This is a genomic window from Psychromarinibacter sp. S121, from assembly GCF_049801035.1.
In the GTDB taxonomy this organism is placed as follows: Bacteria; Pseudomonadota; Alphaproteobacteria; order Rhodobacterales; family Rhodobacteraceae; genus Psychromarinibacter.
Genome location: NZ_JBNAGE010000001.1, coordinates 1,612,973 through 1,634,050 on the forward strand (window position 1 = coordinate 1,612,973; position 21,078 = coordinate 1,634,050).

The 21,078-nt window shown below is 66.1% G+C and carries 17 protein-coding genes; 10 read left to right on the plus strand and 7 right to left on the minus strand.

The features are described from left to right. Positions 1-79: 79 nt before the first annotated feature. From ACP156_RS07850 to ACP156_RS07865, 4 genes are all read right to left on the minus strand, one after another. Positions 80-2,323 (minus strand): ATP-binding protein, encoded by a 2,244-nt coding sequence (locus ACP156_RS07850; RefSeq protein ID WP_425050715.1) that lies wholly within the window; start codon positions 2,321-2,323, stop codon positions 80-82. A 117-nt stretch (positions 2,324-2,440) separates the two neighbouring features. Further along, positions 2,441-3,598, minus strand: coding sequence for an RsmB/NOP family class I SAM-dependent RNA methyltransferase (locus tag ACP156_RS07855; RefSeq protein ID WP_425050716.1), 1,158 nt, complete (start codon positions 3,596-3,598; stop codon positions 2,441-2,443). Positions 3,599-3,608: 10 nt separating this feature from the next. Continuing rightward, positions 3,609-5,057: an IMP dehydrogenase gene (guaB, locus tag ACP156_RS07860; protein WP_425050717.1), complete on the minus strand. Its 1,449-nt coding sequence runs from the start codon at positions 5,055-5,057 to the stop codon at positions 3,609-3,611. Positions 5,058-5,137: 80 nt separating this feature from the next. Further along, positions 5,138-6,133 (minus strand): tellurium resistance protein, encoded by a 996-nt coding sequence (locus ACP156_RS07865; protein ID WP_425050718.1) that lies wholly within the window; start codon positions 6,131-6,133, stop codon positions 5,138-5,140. Between the two features lie 84 nt (positions 6,134-6,217). Here ACP156_RS07865 and speB point away from each other — a divergent pair, with 84 nt between their 5' ends. Further along, positions 6,218-7,183 (plus strand): agmatinase, encoded by a 966-nt coding sequence (gene speB, locus ACP156_RS07870; RefSeq protein ID WP_425050719.1) that lies wholly within the window; start codon positions 6,218-6,220, stop codon positions 7,181-7,183. Between the two features lie 59 nt (positions 7,184-7,242). After that, positions 7,243-8,121: a hypothetical protein gene (locus ACP156_RS07875; RefSeq protein ID WP_425050720.1), complete on the plus strand. Its 879-nt coding sequence runs from the start codon at positions 7,243-7,245 to the stop codon at positions 8,119-8,121. 386 nt (positions 8,122-8,507) lie between these two features. Here the strand turns inward: ACP156_RS07875 and lipA are convergent, their stop codons facing one another. After that, positions 8,508-9,461, minus strand: a complete 954-nt coding sequence (gene lipA / locus ACP156_RS07880) for a lipoyl synthase (protein ID WP_425050721.1) — start codon at positions 9,459-9,461, stop codon at positions 8,508-8,510. 196 nt (positions 9,462-9,657) lie between these two features. Here lipA and ACP156_RS07885 point away from each other — a divergent pair, with 196 nt between their 5' ends. Then, entirely contained in the window at positions 9,658-10,206 is a 549-nt protein-coding gene (locus ACP156_RS07885; protein WP_425050722.1) for a peroxiredoxin, read from the plus strand. A gap of 387 nt (positions 10,207-10,593) precedes the next feature. Continuing rightward, positions 10,594-12,099, plus strand: a complete 1,506-nt coding sequence (locus ACP156_RS07890; protein ID WP_425050723.1) for a catalase — start codon at positions 10,594-10,596, stop codon at positions 12,097-12,099. A gap of 87 nt (positions 12,100-12,186) precedes the next feature. Here the strand turns inward: ACP156_RS07890 and ACP156_RS07895 are convergent, their stop codons facing one another. Further along, positions 12,187-13,323, minus strand: coding sequence for a DUF6456 domain-containing protein (locus ACP156_RS07895; protein ID WP_425050724.1), 1,137 nt, complete (start codon positions 13,321-13,323; stop codon positions 12,187-12,189). 262 nt (positions 13,324-13,585) lie between these two features. On the opposite strand from ACP156_RS07895, the gene ACP156_RS07900 reads away from it, so the two are divergent. Beyond that, positions 13,586-13,936 carry a DUF6477 family protein gene (locus ACP156_RS07900; protein WP_425050725.1) on the plus strand — a complete coding sequence of 117 codons (351 nt, stop codon included), beginning with the start codon at positions 13,586-13,588 and terminating at the stop codon, positions 13,934-13,936. On the opposite strand, the gene ACP156_RS07905 is transcribed toward ACP156_RS07900, so the two are convergent. Next, complete coding sequence (locus ACP156_RS07905; protein WP_425050726.1) at positions 13,929-15,473, minus strand: trimethylamine methyltransferase family protein; 1,545 nt, start codon at positions 15,471-15,473, stop codon at positions 13,929-13,931. The two genes, ACP156_RS07900 and ACP156_RS07905, sit on opposite strands and share 8 nt — an antisense overlap. Before the next feature lie 158 nt (positions 15,474-15,631). Between ACP156_RS07905 and guaA the strand changes: the two genes are divergently transcribed. The 5 genes from guaA (at position 15,632) to ACP156_RS07930 (ending at position 20,971) form a co-directional block, all read left to right on the plus strand. Continuing rightward, entirely contained in the window at positions 15,632-17,194 is a 1,563-nt protein-coding gene (gene guaA / locus ACP156_RS07910; protein ID WP_425050727.1) for a glutamine-hydrolyzing GMP synthase, read from the plus strand. A gap of 10 nt (positions 17,195-17,204) precedes the next feature. Further along, positions 17,205-18,029 (plus strand): FkbM family methyltransferase, encoded by an 825-nt coding sequence (locus tag ACP156_RS07915; RefSeq protein ID WP_425050728.1) that lies wholly within the window; start codon positions 17,205-17,207, stop codon positions 18,027-18,029. A gap of 66 nt (positions 18,030-18,095) precedes the next feature. After that, on the plus strand, positions 18,096-18,722 hold the full coding sequence (locus ACP156_RS07920) for a peptide-binding protein (RefSeq protein ID WP_425050729.1): 627 nt from the start codon (positions 18,096-18,098) through the stop codon (positions 18,720-18,722). A gap of 66 nt (positions 18,723-18,788) precedes the next feature. After that, entirely contained in the window at positions 18,789-19,721 is a 933-nt protein-coding gene (locus ACP156_RS07925) for a DMT family transporter (RefSeq protein WP_425050730.1), read from the plus strand. Positions 19,722-19,861: 140 nt separating this feature from the next. Next, entirely contained in the window at positions 19,862-20,971 is a 1,110-nt protein-coding gene (locus ACP156_RS07930) for an OmpP1/FadL family transporter (RefSeq protein ID WP_425050731.1), read from the plus strand. Positions 20,972-21,078: the final 107 nt, after the last annotated feature.

The window sequence follows — 21,078 nt, forward strand, 5'->3', positions numbered from 1 at the left end:
GGTGAACGATTGGTTTACGGATGCCGAGGGTGGCGCGGAATGCTATAAGTTACGAAGAACGTTAACCAATCTTACGCGCCTAGCCGATCTGCTCCTGCACCGTCTCTGTCAGTTGCGCCAGCGAGAACGGCTTTGGCAGGAACACAGAGTTGGGAATCTTCGCCCGGTTGTGGGCGATGCTGTCCTCGGCATAGCCCGAAACGAACACGACGCGGGTATCCGGGCGGACCTTCAGAGCCTGCTGAACCCATGTCGGGCCGTCCATTCCGGGCATGATCACGTCGGTCACGAACACATCGACGACAAGGTCTTCGTCCTCCAGCGTCTTCAGCGCGTCCTCGGCGCTTTCGGCCTCCAGCACGGTGTGCCCCCGCAGGCGCAACGCACGACCGGCGAAGGCGCGGACGGGGGCTTCGTCCTCGACCAGCAGCACCACGCCGCCATTTGGTCGCGTCGCGGGCCGTGCGGGATGGTCGCGGCGGTCGCTTCCCTTCAGGCCGACCCCACGGTGGGCGGGGAAATACATCGTGAAGACCGTGCCCTGCCCGACGACGCTGTCCGCGAAGATGAAGCCGCCCGACTGTTTCACGATGCCATAGGCCATCGACAGGCCCAGCCCGGTGCCCTCGCCCGTGCGCTTGGTGGAATAGAACGGCTCGAAAATCTTGGCGATGCGGTCTGCGGGGATGCCGGTGCCTTCGTCTTCCACGGTCACGGCCACGTAGTCGCCCGCCGGCACTTTCGCCCTGTCGCGCACCAAGGGCTCTGACAGGCGCACGGCGCGGGTGGCGATCTTGATGCGCCCGCCGTCCTGCATGGCATCGCGCGCATTGACGACAAGGTTCATCAGCACCTGTTCCAGCTGCCGCTTGTCGGCCCGGATCTGCGGCAGGTCGGGATCGTGGGTCCAGTCGAGATTGATCTTCTCGCCCACCAGACGGTTCAACAGATGCGTCAGGTCGACCAGCGTATCGCGCAGGTCCAGCAGTTCCGGCTGCATGTTCTGCTTGCGCGAGAACGCCAGAAGCTGCCCCACCAGCGCCGCCGCGCGGTTGGCGTTCTGGTTGATCTGGACGAGGTCGCCGTATTCCGGATCGTCCGGTTCATGGCGCAGCAACAGCAGGTCGCAATGGCCGGAAATCGCGGTCAGGAGGTTGTTGAAGTCATGTGCAACACCGCCTGCAAGCTGGCCCACCGCTTGCATTTTCTGGCTTTGGACGAACTGGGCCTCCAGCGTCTTCAGCTCGGTCGCGTCGATCAGCACCGCCAGCAAGGACGCCGCGCCCCCATCGACCATCCGGCCAAGCGCCACCTGCAGGTACACGTCCTTTTCCGGCCGCGTCGCGCGCACCACTTCGGCCTGCGTTCCCCCGCGCCCCTCGGACACGTCGCGCAGCCACTCTTCGACCGGGCGGCCCAGCCCTTCGACCGTGGCGGCGAAGTCGATCTCTTCCTCCTCCGGCAGCGCCAGCAATGCCCGCGCCCGGCGGTTCGCCATCAGGATGCGTCCCTCCGCCGACAGTTTCATCACCGGCACCGGCAGCGCGTCCGCATGGGTCATCGCGGTGTCGGGGGATTCGCCGGGCCAGACATAGGCCTGCCGCAAACCGCCCGGTTCGACGATGGTGACGATATGCGCGGCGACCTGTCCCTTGGCGGTGTCCAGCGTGTGCATCTGCCCGTTGCGCAGCGGCAGGTCGGTAACCAGCCGGTCCAGCGTCTTGGGCCGCCCGCCGATCAACCGCTCCATCGCAAGGTTCATCGCGACGATCGAGTCGGTGCGGGACAGCCGCATCATCGGCATTTCGATATCTTCCGCCGAAGCGCTGGCGTGTTCGTCGAGCCGCCAGATATGCCCGCCGGGCTCGGCCTTGGTGACGCTTAGGCGCAGGACGCCATAGGCGGTCGCCACATCCTCGGCTGCAGTGCCCTGCGCGTCGGCGCGCGATCGAAGCCGCGAGATGACCTGCGCCGGCGCGGCGAAGTGATCGCCGATGGCGCCGGCCAGCGTTTCGGCGTCGCCGCCCTGATAGCGGGACGCGGCGGCGGTGTTGCGATAGACGATGCCGCCGTCTTCGTCGGTCAGGAAGGTCGGCACCGCATCTCGACCGACAAGGGTAGCGATCGCGGCCATCACATGCGCCTGCCGCCCGCGATACCGCAGCACCAGACCGCCGATCAGCCCGCCCAGCATGGCCAGCGTCGTTCCGACCACAAGAAAGGCCAGCCCGGTGAAATCGCCAGAGAACAACAGCGCCAGCCCAAGACAGCCCGCAGCCGGCGCCAGCACGCGGCGCCAGTGCGGCGCGACCGTCAGCGCCATGCGCGTCAACGCGCCGGGAGGTCTTGCGACATCGGACACTCAGTTACCCCCGCTTCACGCGCGGAAGCTTGGCGGCAAATGGTTAATGCAATCTTAAGATCCGGTGGCGCCTAAGGCTCAGGAGGCCGAGAGCACGGCGACGAAGAAACCGTCCCCGCCGTCGACGGGGCTGAACCTTTGCGAGAAGGTCAGCGTCCAACCTTCGGTATCGCCAAGGAACTTTTCGATCTGCCCTGCATTCTCGGCGTCCAGCAGCGAACAGGTCATGTAGACAAGATGCCCGCCCGGCTTCACATGGCGCGATGCGGTGGTCAGGATCTCGGCCTGCATCTGGCACAGCGCGTCCAGCCGTTCGGGCGTCAGCAGCCATTTCGCCTCGGGCGTCCGCCGCCAGGTACCGGAACCGGTACAGGGCACGTCGCACAGCACAAGGTCGAACCGGTCGGACGCGGGCACCGATGCCTCGGTCACGATGGCCACGCCGGCTCGGTCGGCCCGCACGGGGATATCGCGCATCCGGCGGGGGTCGGTGTCGTGCGCGGTAACGCGCGCGCCCCGCGCGGCCAGCGCCAGCGCCTTGCCGCCGCCCCCGGCGCAGTAGTCCAGCACCCGGTCGCCGGGCTGCACCGGGACCGCCGCACAGGCGGCCTGACTGGACGCGTCCTGCAACTCGACCAGGCCGTCCCGGTACGCCTGCGACTGCGCCACCCGGCGCGGGTTGGCGGTGACTTCCAGCGCCGTCTGGGCCAGCGGATTTGGGCGGGTTTCGATGCCGTCGGAGGCCAGCACGCGCTGCGCCTCGGCCAGATCGCCGCGGGCCAGGTTCACCCGCAGGAACACCGGCGCGCGGGTCCGAAGCGTTGCAAGTGCCGGTTCCAGACCATCGCCAAGGCTGTCCGCCAGGGGCGCCATCAGCCAGTCGGGCATATCCAGCCGCACGGCCCTGGGCGCGTCCGCCAGATCATTGCCGGTTTCGTCCGCCGCGACCGGCGCGGGCGCATAGCCCTCGCCGTTGAAAAGGTCAGAGGGGTCCACCCCCTCGGCCCGTAGCGCGCCCAGCATCAGGCCGCGACCGGTCTCGGCACCGCCCATCCAGGCGAAGGACCGGCGGCAGCGCAGCGCGTCGTAGACGTGGTCGCGGATCGCCGCACGGTCGCCAGAGCCCGCATAGCGGTTCCGGCGCGCCCATGTGGTCAGCACCTTCTCGGCGGGTTCGCCCGACAGGACGTCGTCCAGCACGGCGATGGCCGCCGCGATGCGGGCTCCGGGAGTCATCGCCGGGTCGTCACATCAGGCGGTAGTTGGGCGACTCGCGGGTGATCTGCACGTCGTGGACGTGGCTTTCCTTCAGCCCCGCACCGGTGATCTTCACGAACTGGCAGTTCTTCCGCATTTCCTCGACCGTTGCGCAGCCGGTATAGCCCATCGCGGCGCGAAGGCCGCCGACCAGTTGGTGAATCACCGCGCCGGCCGATCCCTTGTAGGGCACCTGCCCCTCGATCCCCTCCGGCACCAGCTTGTCGCTGGCCGCGTCCTTCTGGAAATACCGATCTGCCGAGCCGCGCGCCATCGCGCCCAGCGAGCCCATGCCGCGATACGACTTGAACGACCGGCCCTGATACAAAATCACCTCGCCCGGGCTTTCATCGGTGCCCGCAATCATCGAGCCGACCATGGCGCAGGACGCGCCCGCCGCAATCGCCTTGGCGAAGTCGCCCGAGAACTTGATGCCGCCGTCCGCGATGACCGGAACGTCACCCGCCGCCGCCGCGCAATCCATGATCGCGGTCAGCTGCGGAACGCCGACACCGGCGACCATCCGCGTGGTGCAGATCGAGCCCGGCCCGATCCCGACCTTCACCGCGTCCGCACCGGCATCGACCAGCGCCCGTACCGCGTCGCCGGTGGCGACGTTGCCCGCGATCACCTGCACCTCGTTCGACAGCAGCTTGGCGCGGGTCACCGCATCCAGCACGCCCTTGGAATGGCCGTGCGCCGTGTCGACCACCACGATGTCCACGCCCGCGTCCACCAAGGCCTCGGTCCGTTCGAACCCCGAGTCGCCGACCGACGTCGCCGCCGCGACCCGCAGGCGGCCCAGCCGGTCCTTGCAGGCGGTGGGGTTCAGCACCGACATCTCGGTGTCTTTCAGGGTCAGCAGACCGGTCAGCTTGCCGGCCTCGTCGGTGACCAGCAGCTTCTCGATCCGGCGCGCCTTCATCAGCGAGATCGCCTCGTCCCGGTCAGCAGGTTCCTGCAGGATCGCAAGGTCCTTCGAGGTCATCATGACCCGAACCGGCGTGTCGTCCGAGGTGGCGAAGCGCATGTCGCGGTTGGTGACGATGCCGACCACCCGGCCCTTTTCGTCCACCACCGGGAAGCCGGTGAAATTGTAGCGGTCGATCAGGGCCTTGGCGTCTGCCAGCGTCTGATCCGCGCGCAGCGTCACCGGGTTGTAGACGATACCGCTTTCAAAGCGTTTCACCCGCCGGACTTCACGGGCCTGCGTCTCGACATCGAGGTTCTTGTGGATCACCCCGATCCCGCCGGCCTGCGCCATCGTGATCGCCATACGGGACTCGGTCACCGTGTCCATGGCAGAGCTCAGAAGCGGGATGTTCAGGGCAATCGACCGGGTCACATGCGTCCGGGTGTCCGCCGTGGACGGCAGCACGCTGGAGGCCGCAGGGACCAGCAGAACGTCGTCGAAAGTAAGGGCCTCGCGAATCTCCATGAGGGTCTCCTTTGGAGTTTTCGTTTTGGCAGTTTGCTATTTCACGCAAGCGGGAAAATGGAAAGGGCTAAAGCCGCACCTCAGGCGACTGCCGCGTTTGTCTTGGGCGCAAGGCTTCCGCGCAGCCACATGCGAACGACCTTCGCCGCGATCCACGGGATCAGTAGCGAGGCGGCGATCAGCGCGGCGAAACCGGGCCAGCGGAAGGCCTCGTACGCGGGCGCCAGCGTCAGGCAAAGCCCGGCATACGCGGCCAGCGGGAAGGTGAACGCGCCCCAGAGCGGCGAGAAACCCACCGTCGTCAGCCAGCGCGCCGACGCCAGCAAAAGCAGGATCAGCCCCGAGGCCGCCGTGGCGAAGCCAAGCGCCAGCGCGCCCTGCCCGGTCAGCGCCGCCGCCGTACCGAACAGCGCCAGCGGCGCAAGGTGAATGGCAAGCAAAGGCCGCAGCGGCTCTGGCGCGCGGCGGGTCAGGAACTGGCGCAGGCTCAGGCCATAGATCACAGCCGCGACGGGGACTGTCGCGTAAAGCACCAGTTGCGCCAGCCCCTCGTAGCCCAACGGCGCGGCGGCCAGCGGGGCCACGATGAAGCCCACGAAACTCAGATGCCACGCGGGCGTCACCGCGCGTCCCTCGGGCGGAGCGGCCAACAACAGGCGCGCGATCCACACCGCCAGCGCCGCGTGCAGGGCCAGCCCGCCGAACACCAGAACCGTGGCCAGCCCGGTGCTGAACGGCACCAGTCCCGCACCCAGCAGCATCACCGACATCGAGAACGCCGACAGCCCCAGCCGCCCCGGCAGAACCGTCAGGTCACGCCCGACCACTTCCGGCGCGCTGATCACCTTCGCCACGTAGGCTGCGGCCAACAGCAGGAACAGCATCGTCACGACACCGAACACAAGGTCGCTGATCGTCCCCGCCGCGTCCGAGAAGGCCGAGGCCCTGCGCCATGCAAGCGCCAGCCCGAACAGGCCCATCACGGGCGGAAACAGCGCGGGCGGAGTGCTGCGCCATGCGGGAGTTTTCTGGAACGGGGTCATCGGCGTCGCATTCATGCTTCGGAATGTGGTCACCTAACCGCCCCGCGCGCCGCTTGCCAAGGCGCAAGCCGTCGCACCCTCTTGCACGGACCCGCGATTGGCGCGAGCCTTCGGGCCATGAGCACACATGGATACGACAGCGGTCGCCTGAACCTGCCCTTCGTGGGCATCTCCACCTTCGGCAAGCGGCCTTATGTCGAGGACTGGGACGCCATCGAAGCGGATGTCGCCATCCTCGGCGCGCCCTTTGACGCGGGCACCCAGTGGCGCGCAGGCGCCCGGTTCGGTCCCCGCGCGGTCCGCGAGGCGTCGACGCTGTTCTCGTTCGGCCACGCCGGCGCCTACGATCACGAGGACGACGCGACCTATCTGGGCGCGGACGTGCGGATCGTCGACATCGGAGACGCCGACATCGTCCATACCGACACCATGCGCAGCCATGCCAATATCCGCGACGGCGTCTCGGCGATCCTGCGGGCGGGCGCGCTGCCGGTGGTGATCGGCGGCGATCATTCGGTCAACATCCCCTGCATCGAGGCCTTCGAGACCGCGGGCGATTTCCACGTGTTGCAGATCGACGCTCATCTGGATTTCGTCGACGAGCGGCATGGCGTCCGCAACGGTCACGGCAACCCGATGCGCCGCGCCGCCGAGAAGCCCTATGTCACCGGCCTGACCCAGCTTGGCATCCGCAACGTCTCTTCCACCGCGAAAGAGGGCTATGCCGATGCGCGGGCGATGGGCTCGACCATCCTGTCGGTGCGGCAGGTGCGCAAGGCGGGGCTGGCGGCGCTCGACAGCGTTCCGAAGGGGGCGAAGGTCTATGTCACGCTGGATATCGACGCCTTCTGCCCGTCGATCGCGCCGGGCACCGGGACGCCCAGCCACGGCGGCTTTCTGTATTACGAGGTGCTGGAACTCTTGCAGGCCGTGGCGCAGCGCAACGAGGTGATCGGCATCGACCTAGTCGAGGTCGCGCCCGATTACGACCCCACCGGCTCGACCGCGATCCTTGCCGCGCAGGTTCTTCTGAACTTCCTCGGCTTCATCTTCCACGCGCGGAAACCGGCGCAGCCGGTTTAATGCCCTTTCCTCTGCCGCCCGCAGGTCTATCCTAGGCGGTCTGACAAAGGGTGTGGGCGATGCGGGCTTGGGGTCTGGCAATCATTCTGGCGGCCACGGGCGGCGTGGCGCAGGCGGACGGGGCTTGGCCGTTCCGCGCAGAGGGCTGGGTGGCGCTCGGCGCGACCGACCGGATACCGGGTTCGGCCCCGTTCGTGGCGGGCGACCTGCTGTTGTCGCTGGGCGTCGGGCGCACGCCGCTGTCCTTTGAACTGGGCGCCTACGGTTACCTCAACAAGACCGACACCCCGCACGAGACCTACGGCGCGCTGGCGTGGACCTTCCCCGGCGCGAAAGTCTCTGCTGGCGTGGTGAAGCCCGCCTACGACAGCTTCGCCCCCTCGGCGCTGGACAAGATCCTGCCGACGCTGGGCGCCGAGCGTGCGACCATGACCCGGTCCGAGGCGACATGGGGCGCGATGTTCGACGGCTACCTGCCGCTTGGCGCGCGGCTCGATGCGAGCCTTGGCCCGGTCGATTTCGCGGTCTCGGCCCATCGCGAGAAAAGCCGGAAGGTCACCATCGTCGCGGTCGGCGCAGCTTGGTCGCAGGGCGCGTGGACCTTCTCGGGCGCGGTCGATGGCGATCTGGACCACGACACCGGCACCCACGCCAAGCTGGCGGCGTTGTGGACGGGCGCGCGGATGACGGCGGGGGCTGCGGTTTTCGTCCCGGATTCGGCCACCCTGCCCGACCTGTTCGAGGTGTCCGGAAGCTACGCGGTGACGCCGGATTTCGGCCTGTCCGGCGTGGTTCAGGTGCCGCTGGACGGCTCCGCGTCGACGCTGGCGGTTTCGGGGCGGTACCAGTTGGCGAACGGCATCGGAGTGAACCTTGGCGCCGGGCTCGAGGACGGCGACGACACGGCGGTCAGCGCGTATCTCGATTGGCGGTTTTAGGGTGTTGTGTGGGGTGTGTGATGGGGTGGAACCCCATCCTACGCTTGTCGGTATGGGTTGGCTTGATGGGGTGGAACCCCATCCTACGCTTGTCGGTATGGGTTGGGTTGATGGGGTAGAACCCCATCCCACGCTTGTCGGTATGGATTGGGGTGATGGGGTAGAACCCCATCCTACGCTTGTCGGTATGGATTGGGGTGATGGGGTAGAACCCCATCCTACGTTGGATCGATCGCATCGATGGGCCGGAACCGTAGGATGGGGTTTCACCCCATCTGCCCGCAACTAACCGCACCAACCGCCCGTTCGATGGGGTTTCACCCCATCCTTACCCGCAATTAACCGCACGAACCGACCGCACGACGGGGTTCTCACCCCGCCCCGCATCACGCCAGCCCGAGCTTCCGTTGCCGGGCATCGCGCAAGCGGGCGAAATCATCCCCGGCGTGGTAGCTCGACCGGGTCAGCGGCGTGGCTGAAACCATCAGGAAGCCCTTGCCATAGGCCGACTTCTCGTAGCCCGCGAATTCCTCGGGGGTGACGAAGCGGTCGACGCGGTGGTGCTTTGGCGTCGGCTGCAGGTACTGGCCGATGGTCAGGAAATCGATGTCGGCGGCGCGCATGTCGTCCATGACCTGAAGCACCGCCTGACGGTCCTCGCCCAGACCCACCATGATACCCGACTTGGTGAACATCGACGGGTCGAGTTCCTTCACGCGCTGCAGCAGCCGCAGCGAGTGGAAGTACCGCGCACCCGGCCGCACCTCGGGGTACAGGCCCGGCACGGTTTCGAGGTTGTGGTTGAACACATCGGGCCGCGCCTCGACCACCACTTCCAGCGAACCCGGCTTCGACTTCAGGAAGTCCGGCGTCAGGATCTCGATCGTGGTGTCCGGCGCGCGCTTGCGGATGGCGCGGATGGTCATCGCGAAATGCTCGGCCCCGCCGTCCTCGACGTCGTCGCGGTCCACCGAGGTGATCACGACGTGGTTCAACCCCAGCTTCGACACGGCGTCGGCGACGCGGCCCGGCTCGAACACGTCCAGCGCCTCGGGCGGTTTGCCCGTGGCGATGTTGCAGAACGAACAGGCGCGGGTGCAGACCTCGCCCATGATCATCATGGTCGCGTGGCCCTGGCTCCAGCACTCGCCGACGTTCGGACAGCCCGCTTCCTCGCAGACGGTCGTCAGCTTGTGCTCGCGCATGATGTCGCGCGTTTCCTTGTAGCCCGCGCTGACGGGTGCCTTGACGCGGATCCAGTCGGGTTTCTTCGGCTGGGCGTTATCCGGGCGGTGCGCCTTTTCCGGGTGGCGCTGATCGGGAATCTTCAGATCACGCATGGGACCTCCTCGCTGGATAGCTATGTAATGCATTTCCAACGGAAATCCCAACAGCCAATGCGTCGCTTTCCGACAGGCGCATGGCGGCTATGCAAATCGAACCGTGCCAAATCGCCAAGGTCGTGTTGCAGCTGCACAATCCCGACCGATAAGACATTTCGCAGATGCAGCATCACGACAGACGAGGACCCAGCGCATGAAAGCCGGTCAGACCCTTCCCAAGATCACCTTCCGCACCCGCGTTCGCGACGAGGCCGTTGGCGGCCCGAACCCGTTCCGCTGGCAGGACATGACCACCGACGACTACTTCAAAGGCAAGCGCGTCGTGCTGTTCTCGCTGCCGGGTGCCTTCACGCCGACCTGCTCGACCTACCAGCTGCCGGGGTTCGAGAACAACTTCGCCACCTTCAAGGATCTCGGCATCGACGAGATCTACTGCATGTCGGTCAACGACAGCTTCGTGATGAACCAGTGGGCCAAAGCCCAGGGCATCGAGAACGTGAAGGTCATCCCGGACGGCTCGGGCGAGTTCACCCGCCGCATGGGCATGCTGGTCGCGAAGGACAACCTTGGCTTCGGCATGCGCTCGTGGCGCTACGCGGCCGTCGTGAATGACGGCGTGATCGAAGCGTGGTTCGAAGAGCCGGGCCTGTGCGACAACCACGGCGAAGACCCGTATGGCGAGTCGAGCCCCGAGACCGTGATGAAATACCTCGAAGAAGCGAAGGCCACCGCGGCCGCGTGACCCGGTGAGGGGCGCGCGTCCCGCGAGAGATGAGATACCGGCCCGGCAGTCCGATGGGATTGCCGGGTTTTTTGTTGGGTTTTTGGGCGGATGGGGTGAAACCCCGTCCGACGTGATGCCGGGCCGGGTTTGGGTCGATGGGGTGAAACCCCATCCTACGCCAAGCCCTGATCAAGCTTGTAGGATGGGGTTTTACCCCATCCCAACCCATCCCAACAAAGTCGCCCCAACGCGCCGGACGGGCCTACATCGCGCTCTGCCATCAACCACCCATAACCCCACCCTATCCCTTTCATAACCCTTTGAAATCGCACTTTGTCTCGACGCCGCCATGCGCCGCGCTACCTCCTCCGAAAGCCAGACATTATCCAGCTTCGGAGGACACCCATGTCCAGAAAACTCACCACCACCGCAGGCGCCCCGGTTCCCAGCAACCAGGACAGTATCACCGCCGGTCCGCGCGGCCCGGTTCTGATGCAGGACTACCAACTGATCGAAAAGCTCGCTCACCAGAACCGCGAGCGCATCCCCGAGCGTACCGTCCACGCCAAGGGCTGGGGCGCGCACGGCGTCCTGAAAATCACCGGCGACATCTCGAAATACACCATCGCCAAGGCGCTGCAGCCGGGCGCCGAGACCCCGATGCTTGCCCGCTTCTCGACGGTTGCGGGCGAGGCCGGCGCCGCCGACCATGAACGCGACGTGCGGGGCTTCTCGCTGAAGTTCTATACCGAGGACGGCAACTGGGACCTCGTGGGCAACAACACGCCCGTGTTCTTCGTCCGCGATCCCTACAAGTTCCCCGACTTCATCCACACGCAGAAGCGGCACCCGAAGACCAACCTGCGCTCGCCCACCGCGATGTGGGACTTCTGGTCGCTATCGCCGGAATCGCTGCATCAGGTCACCATCCTGATGTCGGACCGCGGGCTGCCGCAGTCGCCGATGCACATGAACGGCTACGGTTCGCACACTTTCTCGTTCTGGAACGCCGAAGGCGAACGCTTCTGGGTCAAGTTCCACTTTAAGACCGAGCAGGGCCACGACTTCTACACCAACGAGGACGCCGAGAAGGTCGTGGGCAAGACCCGCGAGGGCTATCAGGAGCGGCTTTACACCGCGATCGACGAAGGCGATTTCCCGCGCTGGAAGGTGCAGGTCCAGATCATGCCCGAGACCGACGCCGAGAAGACGGATTACAACCCGTTCGACCTGACGAAGGTCTGGCCGCACGCGGACTATCCGCCGATCGACATCGGTGTGCTGGAGCTGAACCGGAACCCCGAGAACTATTTCCAGGAAATCGAGTACGCCGCCTTCAGCCCGTCGAACGTAGTGCCCGGCATCTCGTGGTCGCCGGACAAGATGCTGCAGGCGCGGATCTTCTCTTACGCCGACGCGCACCGCTATCGCCTTGGGACGCATTACGAGCAGATGCCGGTGAACCAGCCGCGCTGTCCGGCGCATCACTATCACAAGGATGGTGCGATGAACTACGCAGGTCTTCAGACCGGCACCCCCGACGCCTATTACGAGCCGAACTCGGTCGACGGCGCGCCGGTCGAGGTTCCCGAGGCGAAGGAACCGCCGCTGAAGATCTCGGGAGACGCGGACCGCTACGACCACCGCACCGGGCATGACGACTTCACGCAGGTGACGGCGCTGTTCAACATCTTCGACGATGGCGAGAAACAGCGTCTTTATTCGAACGTGGCCGCGGCCATGGGCGGTGTTCCGGCCGAGATCATCGAGCGTCAATGCAAGCTGTTCGATCAGGTCCACCCGGACTACGGCAGGGGCGTGCGCGATGCGGTGAAAGCGGCGGACCCCGACAAGTACGACGCCAACGCCGTGCCGGTGACCGAGAAGACGCCGCAGCAGGCGGCTGAGTAACCTCTGCCCGCCACAGCGCGGCTTCGTGAAACGCAAAGGGCGCCCGTCCCCACGGGCGCCCTTTTTGCGAGCGTCGAAACGGTCGGGCTAGCCGATCATCTGCGCCTCCGCGCCCAGCGTTTCATAATGCCGCTTCAGCCTTTGCAGCGCGATCTTCAGGACGATCTTCCCTGACCGCGCCGACCAGCCCATGCGCTTTTCGGCCTGTTCCATCCCTTCGAGAAAACAGCAGCACCGCAGCGCCACGTCGCCCAGCCCCGGCCCAAGTTCCTTCAGCGCCGCCGACACCCGGTCTCGGGCGCGGTCCGAACCGTTGCCGCAGCCACCCGCCCCGAAGCCGCCCCGGTCCGCGCCGGTCAGGAACCGTTCCCAGTTCTGCGCGACACGCGGTCCAAGCTGCGCCAGTTCGAAATCCTCGCGCAGCCGTTCTCCGGCGGTGACCAGATCCGGTTCCAAAAACGGCTGGCCGTCCTTGTCCCGGCGCCGCGCCAGAGCCACCAGCGGGCTTTCGTTGGCGTTGTACCGCACGCGCCTGCTTTTGCGCGCGCCCTGCTCCTCGGGCTCTCCCTGCCCGTTCGCTCCGTCGGCATAGTCCCGGTGTTGCTCTCCGAAGACCGAGGGCGCCTCGGCAAAGCCGCCTTGGCCTTCGTGTTCCGCCAGCAGGCGCTTCAACGCCGAGCGGCCCGCGGGCGTGATCCGGTAGCGGGACACGCGGCCCTTCGATTTGCCCTCGATCCAGTCCTTCAGCACGAAAGCCTCGGCGATGCCGGTGTCCAGCACCGCGGTCCGGACGCTGCGTCCGTCCGACAGTTCGCGGACCACGACCGCCTTCTCCATCCCCGGCGCCAGCGCCAGAACCGCATCGGGTTCCGACAGGCGGCGCAGGATCCGCCGGGCTTCGCTGTTGACCTTCTCCTCGTCGGGCCATGCCCCGTTCCTGATGCGGCTGTCCATCTTCATCTTCCGGCTTTCCTTGCATGAAAGGTGGGGCTGCGACCGGGCGTCGGCCGCCAGCCTTGTGAATGCCCTGTCGACCACAGGGTCGTCGCGTCGGCCTTCGTTGCGCCTGACCTGGCGCATCACGGTGGACGCATGGCAGCCCGCAAGCCGCGCCAGCGCCCTGATCGACTGTCCGCATTCCGTATGCACGAGGTAGTGGCGCACATGGATCGGCAGCCAGTCCGGGAACGGGTTCCCGGATGCGGTTCCTCTGTTTCCGGTCATCGTGTTCGATGCCCCTGACGGTGGTTTCCTGACGCCTTGCAAAAGAGAACCGCGCGTCCCCCGCGCACCCCTCCAGCGCAAAAGCACTAACAACTTGTGGTGGAATTAGTTTCCAATTGGTTAATTTTATCAACAGGACGTAAAAACTGTCCCCAATTTGTGAACATTTACCTAACGCCGAGGACCGAAACCCAGAGACGCAACACCTTACGCGGGTCGGTCATGCTGTCCGCCATCACGATGGAAACAGTGGAGAACGGCCATGACACGCTATCAGGACGTGGTGAACGGGCTGCGGCGACCGCGGCTGCTGCTTTCGGCGGTCCGGTACGCGCTGGGGGAATACAACCGTGAGCGGGTGTTGCGCCGGGTCATCGGAACGATCGCCGCGCCGCTGCCCCGCCGGACGGTTCCCGCGCTGTTGGCGCTGGAAGAGATGATGGACGACGCCCGGCGGTCCGGCGACGCCTCTTATTCCGCGCCCCGCCATATCGAGGCGCTGACCGCGCTGATCGGCGAAACGCGCCTGCTGACCGCCGAGGCCGCGCGCGACGCGGCCGACGAACGGGAGCGTCCGGTGCCGGACATCCCCCGTTCCGCCGTGATCAGGTAAAGCTGTCGGGCATCGACGCCTTGCGCTCGGCCACATAGGCGGCCAGCGCCTCGGACACGGCGGGATCCATCTGCGGCTGCTGGTAGTCGTTCAGCAGCTTCCGCGCCCGTTCCGTCGCCAGCGCCAGCGTGTCGCGCGCGCCTTCCTCGGCCCAGGTCTCGAACGGCTTGTAGTCCAGCAATTCGCTGCGCCAGAAGGCAGTCTTGAAGTTCGCCTGCGTGTGGGCGCACCCAAGATAGTGACCGCCCGGCCCCACTTCGCGGATCGCGTCCATCGCCTGCGCGTTCTCGTCGACCGTCACGCCCTTGGCCAGCCCGTGCAGCACGCCAAGCTGGTCGGCATCCATCACGAACTTGCGGATGTCGGACACCAGCCCGCCCTCCAGCCAGCCGCAGGCGTGCAGCATGAAGTTCACGCCCGACATCAGACCCACGTTCAGCGAGTTCGCGGATTCGTAAGCCGCCTGCGCGTCCGGCAGTTTCGAGCCGCAAAAGCCCCCGGCCGAGCGATACGGCAGCCCCAGGCGCCGCGCCAGTTGACCGACGCCGTAGGTGATCTGCGACGCTTCCGGGGTGCCGAAGGTCGGCGCGCCCGAGTTCATGTCGATCGAGGTCACGAAAGCGCCCATGATCACCGGCGCGCCTTTGCGAACCAGCTGCGAGTACGCGATGCCTGCCAGCCCCTCGGCCAGCACCTGCGTCAGCGTGCCCGCGACCGAGACCGGCGCCATCGCGCCGCCCACGATGAAGGGCGAGACGATGCAGGCCTGGTTGTTGGCGGCATAGACTTCCAGCGCACCCATCATCGTCGCGTCGAAGGTCAGCGGCGAGTTGATGTTGATCAGCGAGGTCATCACCGTGTTCTGCTGGACGAAGTCCTTGCCGAACAGGATCTCGCACATGTCCACCGAATCCTGCGCCCGGCTGGGTTCGGTGACGGACCCCATGAAGGGCTTGTCCGACAGCGTCATGTGCGCCAGCAGCATGTCGAAGTGGCGCTTGTTCACCGCGACGTCGGTCGGCTCGCACACTGTGCCGCCCGAGTGGTGCAGCCATTTCGACATATAGCCCAGTTTCACGAGGTCGTGGAAATCCGACAGCGTGGCATAGCGGCGGTTGCCTTCGAGGTCGCGAACGAAGGGCGGGCCGTAGACCGGCGCAAGCACAAGGCTGTTGCCGCCGATCTCGACGTTGCGGTCGGGATTGCGCGCGTGCTGGGTGAAGCTGCCGGGCGCGGTCGCGCACAGCTGGCGCGCCAGCCCGCGCGGGATATGGACCCGCTCGCCCTGAACATCGGCCCCGGCCTCGCGCCACAGGTCCAGAGCGGCCGGGTTCTCGACGAAGTTCACACCGATCTCTTCCAGCACCGTCTCGGCGTTGGTTTCGATGATCTGGAGCGCTTCTTCGTTGAGGATCTCGAAGTTGGGGATGTTGCGCTCGATGAAGCGGGCGGCCTCGATGCGGACGCTGGTGCGTTCTGCCCGCCGCGCGGCGCCGCCGCCTCCCCGCGCCCTGCGGCGTGTGCCTGCCTCTGACATCGTCGTCCTCCTGTACCGAATTGGTCCGGTCATACCGCCCCCTGCGGCGGTGCCAATGGCGGTTTGCGTCGGAATAGTCGTGAAAGCGACATACGGGGTCGCGAAACGGCGTGTCGGACACTCTTGCGCCCGCTCCCGGCAATGCCTATTGGCATGCCATGACAGCTTCCCACGAACGCCTTCTGATCATCGACTTCGGCAGCCAGGTGACGCAGCTGATCGCGCGCCGCCTTCGCGAGGCGAATGTCTACTGCGAAATCCACCCCTTCCAGACCGTCGACGCGGCTTTTCTGGAGGAATTCAGCCCGCTCGCCATCATCCTGTCCGGCGGTCCGTGCAGCGTCACGGACGAGGACGCGCCATTGCCGCCGATGAAGGTCTACGAGATGGGCGTGCCCGTGCTCGGGATCTGCTATGGCCAGCAGGCGATGATGCAGCAGCTGGGCGGCCGCGTCGAATCGGGCCACCACCGCGAATTCGGCCGCGCCTATGTCGGACCGACCGGCGCGCACACCTCTGATCGCATCTTCCGCGGGCTGTTCACCCACGGCAAGGAAGAGGTCTGGATGAGCCACGGCGACCGCGTGACGGCGCTGGCCCCGGGCTTCGAGGTCATCGGCACCTCGCCCAACGCGCCCTATGCCATCGTCTGTGACGAGGCGCGCCGCTTCTTCGCGGTGCAGTTCCACCCCGAGGTGCATCACACCCCGAACGGGCGGCTGATCCTGCAGAACTTCACCCGTCTCGCCGGCTTCTCGGGCGACTGGACGATGGGCGCCTACAAGGCGGAAGCAATCGCCAAGATCCGTCACCAGGTCGGCGACGGCAAGGTGATCTGCGGCCTGTCCGGCGGCGTCGACAGCTCGGTCGCGGCGGTGCTGATCCACGAGGCGATCGGCGACCAGCTGACCTGCGTGTTCGTGGACCACGGCCTGATGCGCCAGGACGAGGCCGAAGAAGTCGTCAGTATGTTCCGGGACAACTATAACATCCCGCTGATCCACGCCGACGAGGCCGACCTGTTCCTGGGTGAACTTGAGGGTGTAAGCGACCCGGAAGTCAAAAGAAAAACCATTGGCCGGCTGTTCATCGACGTGTTCCAGAAACACGCGAGCGAGATCGGCGGCGCCGAGTTTCTGGCGCAGGGCACGCTGTACCCGGACGTCATCGAAAGCGTGTCCTTCTCGGGCGGGCCCTCGGTCACCATCAAGTCGCATCATAACGTCGGCGGATTGCCGGAAAAGATGGGCCTCAAGCTGGTGGAACCGCTGCGCGGCCTGTTCAAGGACGAGGTCCGCGCGCTGGGCCGCGAGCTTGGCCTGCCCGACAAGTTCATCGGCCGACATCCCTTCCCCGGCCCCGGCCTTGCAATCCGCTGCCCCGGCGAGATCACCAGCGACAAGCTGGACATCCTGCGCAAGGCCGACGCGGTCTATATCGACCAGATCCGCAAGCACGGCCTTTACGACGAGATCTGGCAGGCCTTCGTGGCGCTGCTGCCGGTCCGGACCGTGGGCGTGATGGGCGACGGGCGCACCTATGACTATGCCTGCGCGCTGCGGGCCGTCACCTCGGTCGACGGGATGACCGCCGACTATTATCCCTTCACCCACGAGTTCCTTGGCGAGACCGCCAACCGGATCATCAACGAGGTGAACGGGATCAACCGGGTGACCTACGACATCACGTCGAAACCTCCGGGAACCATCGAGTGGGAATGACGTCCCGCCGATGATCCAGCGCATCGCGAACCGAGTGCGGGCATGGGCCACCATGCTCGACGCCCAGATCAAGCGGACCCATCCGCTGCAACAGATCGGGACGGCCGAGGGCTACGACCTTGTTCACCTTGGCACCGGCTACGGCGGCTGGACGTTCGTGAACGACCCGGCGCTTCAGGGCGCCACCATCGTCAGCGCCGGACTGGGCGAGGACGCCTCGTTCGACGTGGAATTCGTGCGCCGCTATGGCGCGCGTTCGGTCATCGTCGACCCGACCCCGCGCGCGGTCGCACATCACGGGGCGATCATGGGTCGGATCGGCCAGCCCCGCACCACGGACTATGTCGGCGGCGGCGATCAGCCGGTCGACTCTTACGATCTGTCGGGGGTTTCCGCCGAACAGCTGACACTTGACCAGCGCGCGCTGTGGAATGACGAGACGACCGTGCGGTTCTTCCGTCCGCGCAATCCGTCGAACGTCTCGCACTCTATCCTGAACTATCAGCATGCCTATCGCGACGACACCGACCATATCGAGGTGCCCGCCGTGCCGCTGTCGCGCATCCTGTCGGACCACGGCATCGCGGCAGACGGTTTGCCGCTGCTGAAGCTGGATATCGAGGGCGCCGAGGTCGAGGTGATCGAGCGTATGCTGTACGATGGAATCCGGCCCCGCCAGCTGTGCGTCGAGTACGACGAGTTCAACGTCGCCACCCGCCGCGCCTTCGCGCGGATCGACCGGGCGCATGGGCGGCTTACGGATGCCGGCTATCGCTGCATCCACACCGACGGCAAGGCGGATTTCCTTTACATCGACACCCGCGTTTTCGGCTGAGCCCCAAGACAGGACGGTTGCGGCCCGCTAGACTGGACCGATATTTCCAGCCCCACGGAGCCCGTCATGAAGTCCGTCGCCGCCATTGCCGCCCTGCTTGCCCTCGCCCCCGCCGCGTTCGCCGATCCGGGTTACTACGACGTCACCGGCGTCGCCTCGGATGACACGCTGAATGTCCGCGCCGAGCCCGACGCGGCCTCTGCCGACATCGGCGACCTGCCGTTTGACGCCAAGGGCATCGAGGTGATCGCGACCGACGCCAGCGGCGATTGGGGCCGCATCGTCTGGGAAGAGGGCAACGGCTGGATCGCGACCCGGTTCCTTGCCGAAGCCGCCCTGCCTACGCTGACGGGCACCGCCCTGCCCGCGGGCCTGCAATGCAGCGGGACCGAGCCGTTCTGGTCGATCCGCTATGCCGAAACCGGCGCGGTCTATTCCGATGTCATGGGCACCGCGCTGAGCCTCGGATATGGCGGCGCGGCGGTGGCCGAGGGGTTCGCGACCTTCCCGGTTGCTCTCAGCCATGCGGGCGCGGGCTCTGGCACGCTAAGCATCGTGTCGACCGCAATCTGCAGCGACGGGATGAGCGACCGGGATTATCCCTACACCGTCGCGCTGGTGCTGCAGACCGAAAGCGGTCAGCGGTTCCTGTCGGGATGCTGCTGGCTTCCGCTTGATGCGGGAACAAACTGACGGGCCTTTCCCTTCCCCGCGCGATGGCCTACCCCTGTCCGGCACCCGGCGCGAGGGAGGACGTCCGTGCCCCGTAACACCACCATCGCCGCAACCGCGGCGGCCACCGTCGCGCCCGTACGCGCGGTGCCCGAAAGCGACCCGCTGCGCGCCGCGGCGTGGATGACCGGCGCGGTCATCGCGTTCACGTCTATGGCGATTGCCGGGCGCGAACTCGCCGGACAGCACGACACGTTCGAGATCATGGCCTACCGGTCGGTCTTCGGCGTGCTCATCGTGCTTGCGGTCGGCGGCATCGCCGGCACCCTGCGGCAAGTCACCCGGCGCAGCCTGCACGTCCACCTCGCTCGCAACATCAGCCATTTCACCGCGCAAAACCTGTGGTTCTACGCGATCACCGTGGCGCCGCTGGCTCAGGTCATCGCGCTGGAATTCACGTCTCCGCTCTGGGTCACGCTGCTGGCGCCGCTGGTGCTGGGCGAGATGCTGACCCGCGTTCGCGTCATCGCCGCCGCGCTGGGGTTCATAGGCGTGCTGATCGTCACGCAGCCGTTCGGGGGCCCGCCCCTTGGCGCCGGACAGGCGATGGCGGCGGCGGCGGCCATCGGCTTTGCCGGTTCGGCCCTGTTCACCCGCCTGCTGACCCGGACCGAAACGATCACCTGCATCCTGTTCTACCTGACCGTGATGCAAAGCGTTTTCGGCCTTGTCTGCGCCGGGATCGACGGAGAGATGGCGCTGCCGACGGCGCAATCGCTGCCGTGGCTGGCGGTGGTGGGCATGGCCGGGCTGACCGCGCATTTCTGTCTTACCAAGGCGCTGTCGGTCGCGCCGGCAGGGGTCGTGATGCCGATGGACTTCGCCCGCCTGCCGATCATCGGTCTGGTGGGAATGATCTTTTACCTCGAACCCCTCAGTTGGGGCGTCATCGCCGGCGGCGTCCTTATTCTTGCCGCGAACTGGATGAACATTCGCAGCGAGGCGGCCAAACGTCGTTAAGTGCGGCGTTTCGGTGACGCTGGGCGAGTAGTTTACGGGCGTTACCACTCTGACGTGGCGTCACAATTTGACCGCGCTAAAATGCCGCGTCTAGCCTCACTCACTAGACGAGCCGAAAAAGGTCGAGGGACGAGGATCAAATGAACAAGTTAACCTGCACCGCCATTACTCTGGCGACCGCCGGTACAGTCGCGAACGCGGGCGGCATCGAGCTGACGAACCAGTCGATTGCCGCACTGTTTGAACAGGGGAACTATGTCGAGTTCAGTTTTGGCTCGATTAACCCCAGCGTAAGCGGCACGCAGGTTGGGACGATCCCGCCCGCACTTACGGGCAGTTCTTCCGGCGATCTCGCCGAGGGGTTGGAGTACGTTGGCGTCGCGCTGAAGTTCGCGCTGACCGACAAGATCGACACCGCGCTTATCCTCGACAGGCCCTATGGCGCCGAGATCGCCTATCCCACCGGAACCGGCTATTTCGCCGGCGGTGCGATGGCGACGCTGCGCTCGACGGCGGTGACGGCCATCGGCCGCTACAAGTTCACCGACAACATCAGCGCTTACGCCGGTATCCGCCAGCAAAGCCTGAACGCCGAGGCATTCATCCCGTTCGTGGCAGGCTGGACCGGCTCGACCGAGACCGATCACAGCTTCGGCTACCTTGTCGGCGCCGCCTACGAGAAGCCCGAGATCGCGCTGCGTGTGGCCCTGACCTATCACTCCAGCATCTCGCACGATCTTCCGACGACCGAAACCTCGCCGCTGGGCGCAGGCAACACGTCAATCATGGAAGTGAACACGCCGCAGGCGATCAACCTCGACTTCCAGACCGGTGTCGCCCCCGGCACGCTGGTGTTCGGCCAGGTCCGCTGGGTCGACTGGTCCGAGTTCGACATCTCGCCCGCCGACTACGGCACCCTGACCGGCGGTCAGTCGCTGGTGTCCTACGAGGACGATACCTTCACCTATACGCTGGGTGTCGGACGTCAGCTGACCGAGAACTGGGCCCTGTCCGGCTTCGGTGTCTACGAGCCCGGCACCGGCGGCTTCAAGTCGAACCTGTTCCCGCCCGATGGCCGGACCGCTGTCGGCGTGGCGGTGACCTACACCCAGGACAACTTCAAGCTTCAGGCCGGTCTGCAGCACGTCTGGTTCGGCGACGGCACCACGCAGGTGGGCGGCGCCCCCGCGGGCGAGTTCACCGAGAACACCGCCGTCGCCTTCGGCCTGAAAGCCGGCTTCAGCTTCTGATCCACCCGATGGATCGCGGAAGGGGCCCCGCCTGCTGGCGGGGCCCTTTTGCGTTGCAAGCGGGAAGCTGTGGCGGTTGACCGGGGGTGTCACGGCTTATTATGCTA

What these genes read in the sequence shown, in the direction of transcription:
- ACP156_RS07850 (WP_425050715.1), bottom strand. Translation starts at nt 2,323, where the DNA reads ATGGCGCTGACGGTCGCGCCGCACTGGCGCCGCGTGCTGGCGCCGGCT.
- ACP156_RS07855 (WP_425050716.1), bottom strand. Translation starts at nt 3,598, where the DNA reads ATGACTCCCGGAGCCCGCATCGCGGCGGCCATCGCCGTGCTGGACGAC.
- guaB (WP_425050717.1), bottom strand. Translation starts at nt 5,057, where the DNA reads ATGGAGATTCGCGAGGCCCTTACTTTCGACGACGTTCTGCTGGTCCCT.
- speB (WP_425050719.1), top strand. Translation starts at nt 6,218, where the DNA reads ATGAGCACACATGGATACGACAGCGGTCGCCTGAACCTGCCCTTCGTG.
- ACP156_RS07875 (WP_425050720.1), top strand. Translation starts at nt 7,243, where the DNA reads ATGCGGGCTTGGGGTCTGGCAATCATTCTGGCGGCCACGGGCGGCGTG.
- lipA (WP_425050721.1), bottom strand. Translation starts at nt 9,461, where the DNA reads ATGCGTGATCTGAAGATTCCCGATCAGCGCCACCCGGAAAAGGCGCAC.
- ACP156_RS07885 (WP_425050722.1), top strand. Translation starts at nt 9,658, where the DNA reads ATGAAAGCCGGTCAGACCCTTCCCAAGATCACCTTCCGCACCCGCGTT.
- ACP156_RS07890 (WP_425050723.1), top strand. Translation starts at nt 10,594, where the DNA reads ATGTCCAGAAAACTCACCACCACCGCAGGCGCCCCGGTTCCCAGCAAC.
- ACP156_RS07895 (WP_425050724.1), bottom strand. Translation starts at nt 13,323, where the DNA reads ATGACCGGAAACAGAGGAACCGCATCCGGGAACCCGTTCCCGGACTGG.
- ACP156_RS07900 (WP_425050725.1), top strand. Translation starts at nt 13,586, where the DNA reads ATGACACGCTATCAGGACGTGGTGAACGGGCTGCGGCGACCGCGGCTG.
- ACP156_RS07905 (WP_425050726.1), bottom strand. Translation starts at nt 15,473, where the DNA reads ATGTCAGAGGCAGGCACACGCCGCAGGGCGCGGGGAGGCGGCGGCGCC.
- guaA (WP_425050727.1), top strand. Translation starts at nt 15,632, where the DNA reads ATGACAGCTTCCCACGAACGCCTTCTGATCATCGACTTCGGCAGCCAG.
- ACP156_RS07915 (WP_425050728.1), top strand. Translation starts at nt 17,205, where the DNA reads ATGATCCAGCGCATCGCGAACCGAGTGCGGGCATGGGCCACCATGCTC.
- ACP156_RS07920 (WP_425050729.1), top strand. Translation starts at nt 18,096, where the DNA reads ATGAAGTCCGTCGCCGCCATTGCCGCCCTGCTTGCCCTCGCCCCCGCC.
- ACP156_RS07930 (WP_425050731.1), top strand. Translation starts at nt 19,862, where the DNA reads ATGAACAAGTTAACCTGCACCGCCATTACTCTGGCGACCGCCGGTACA.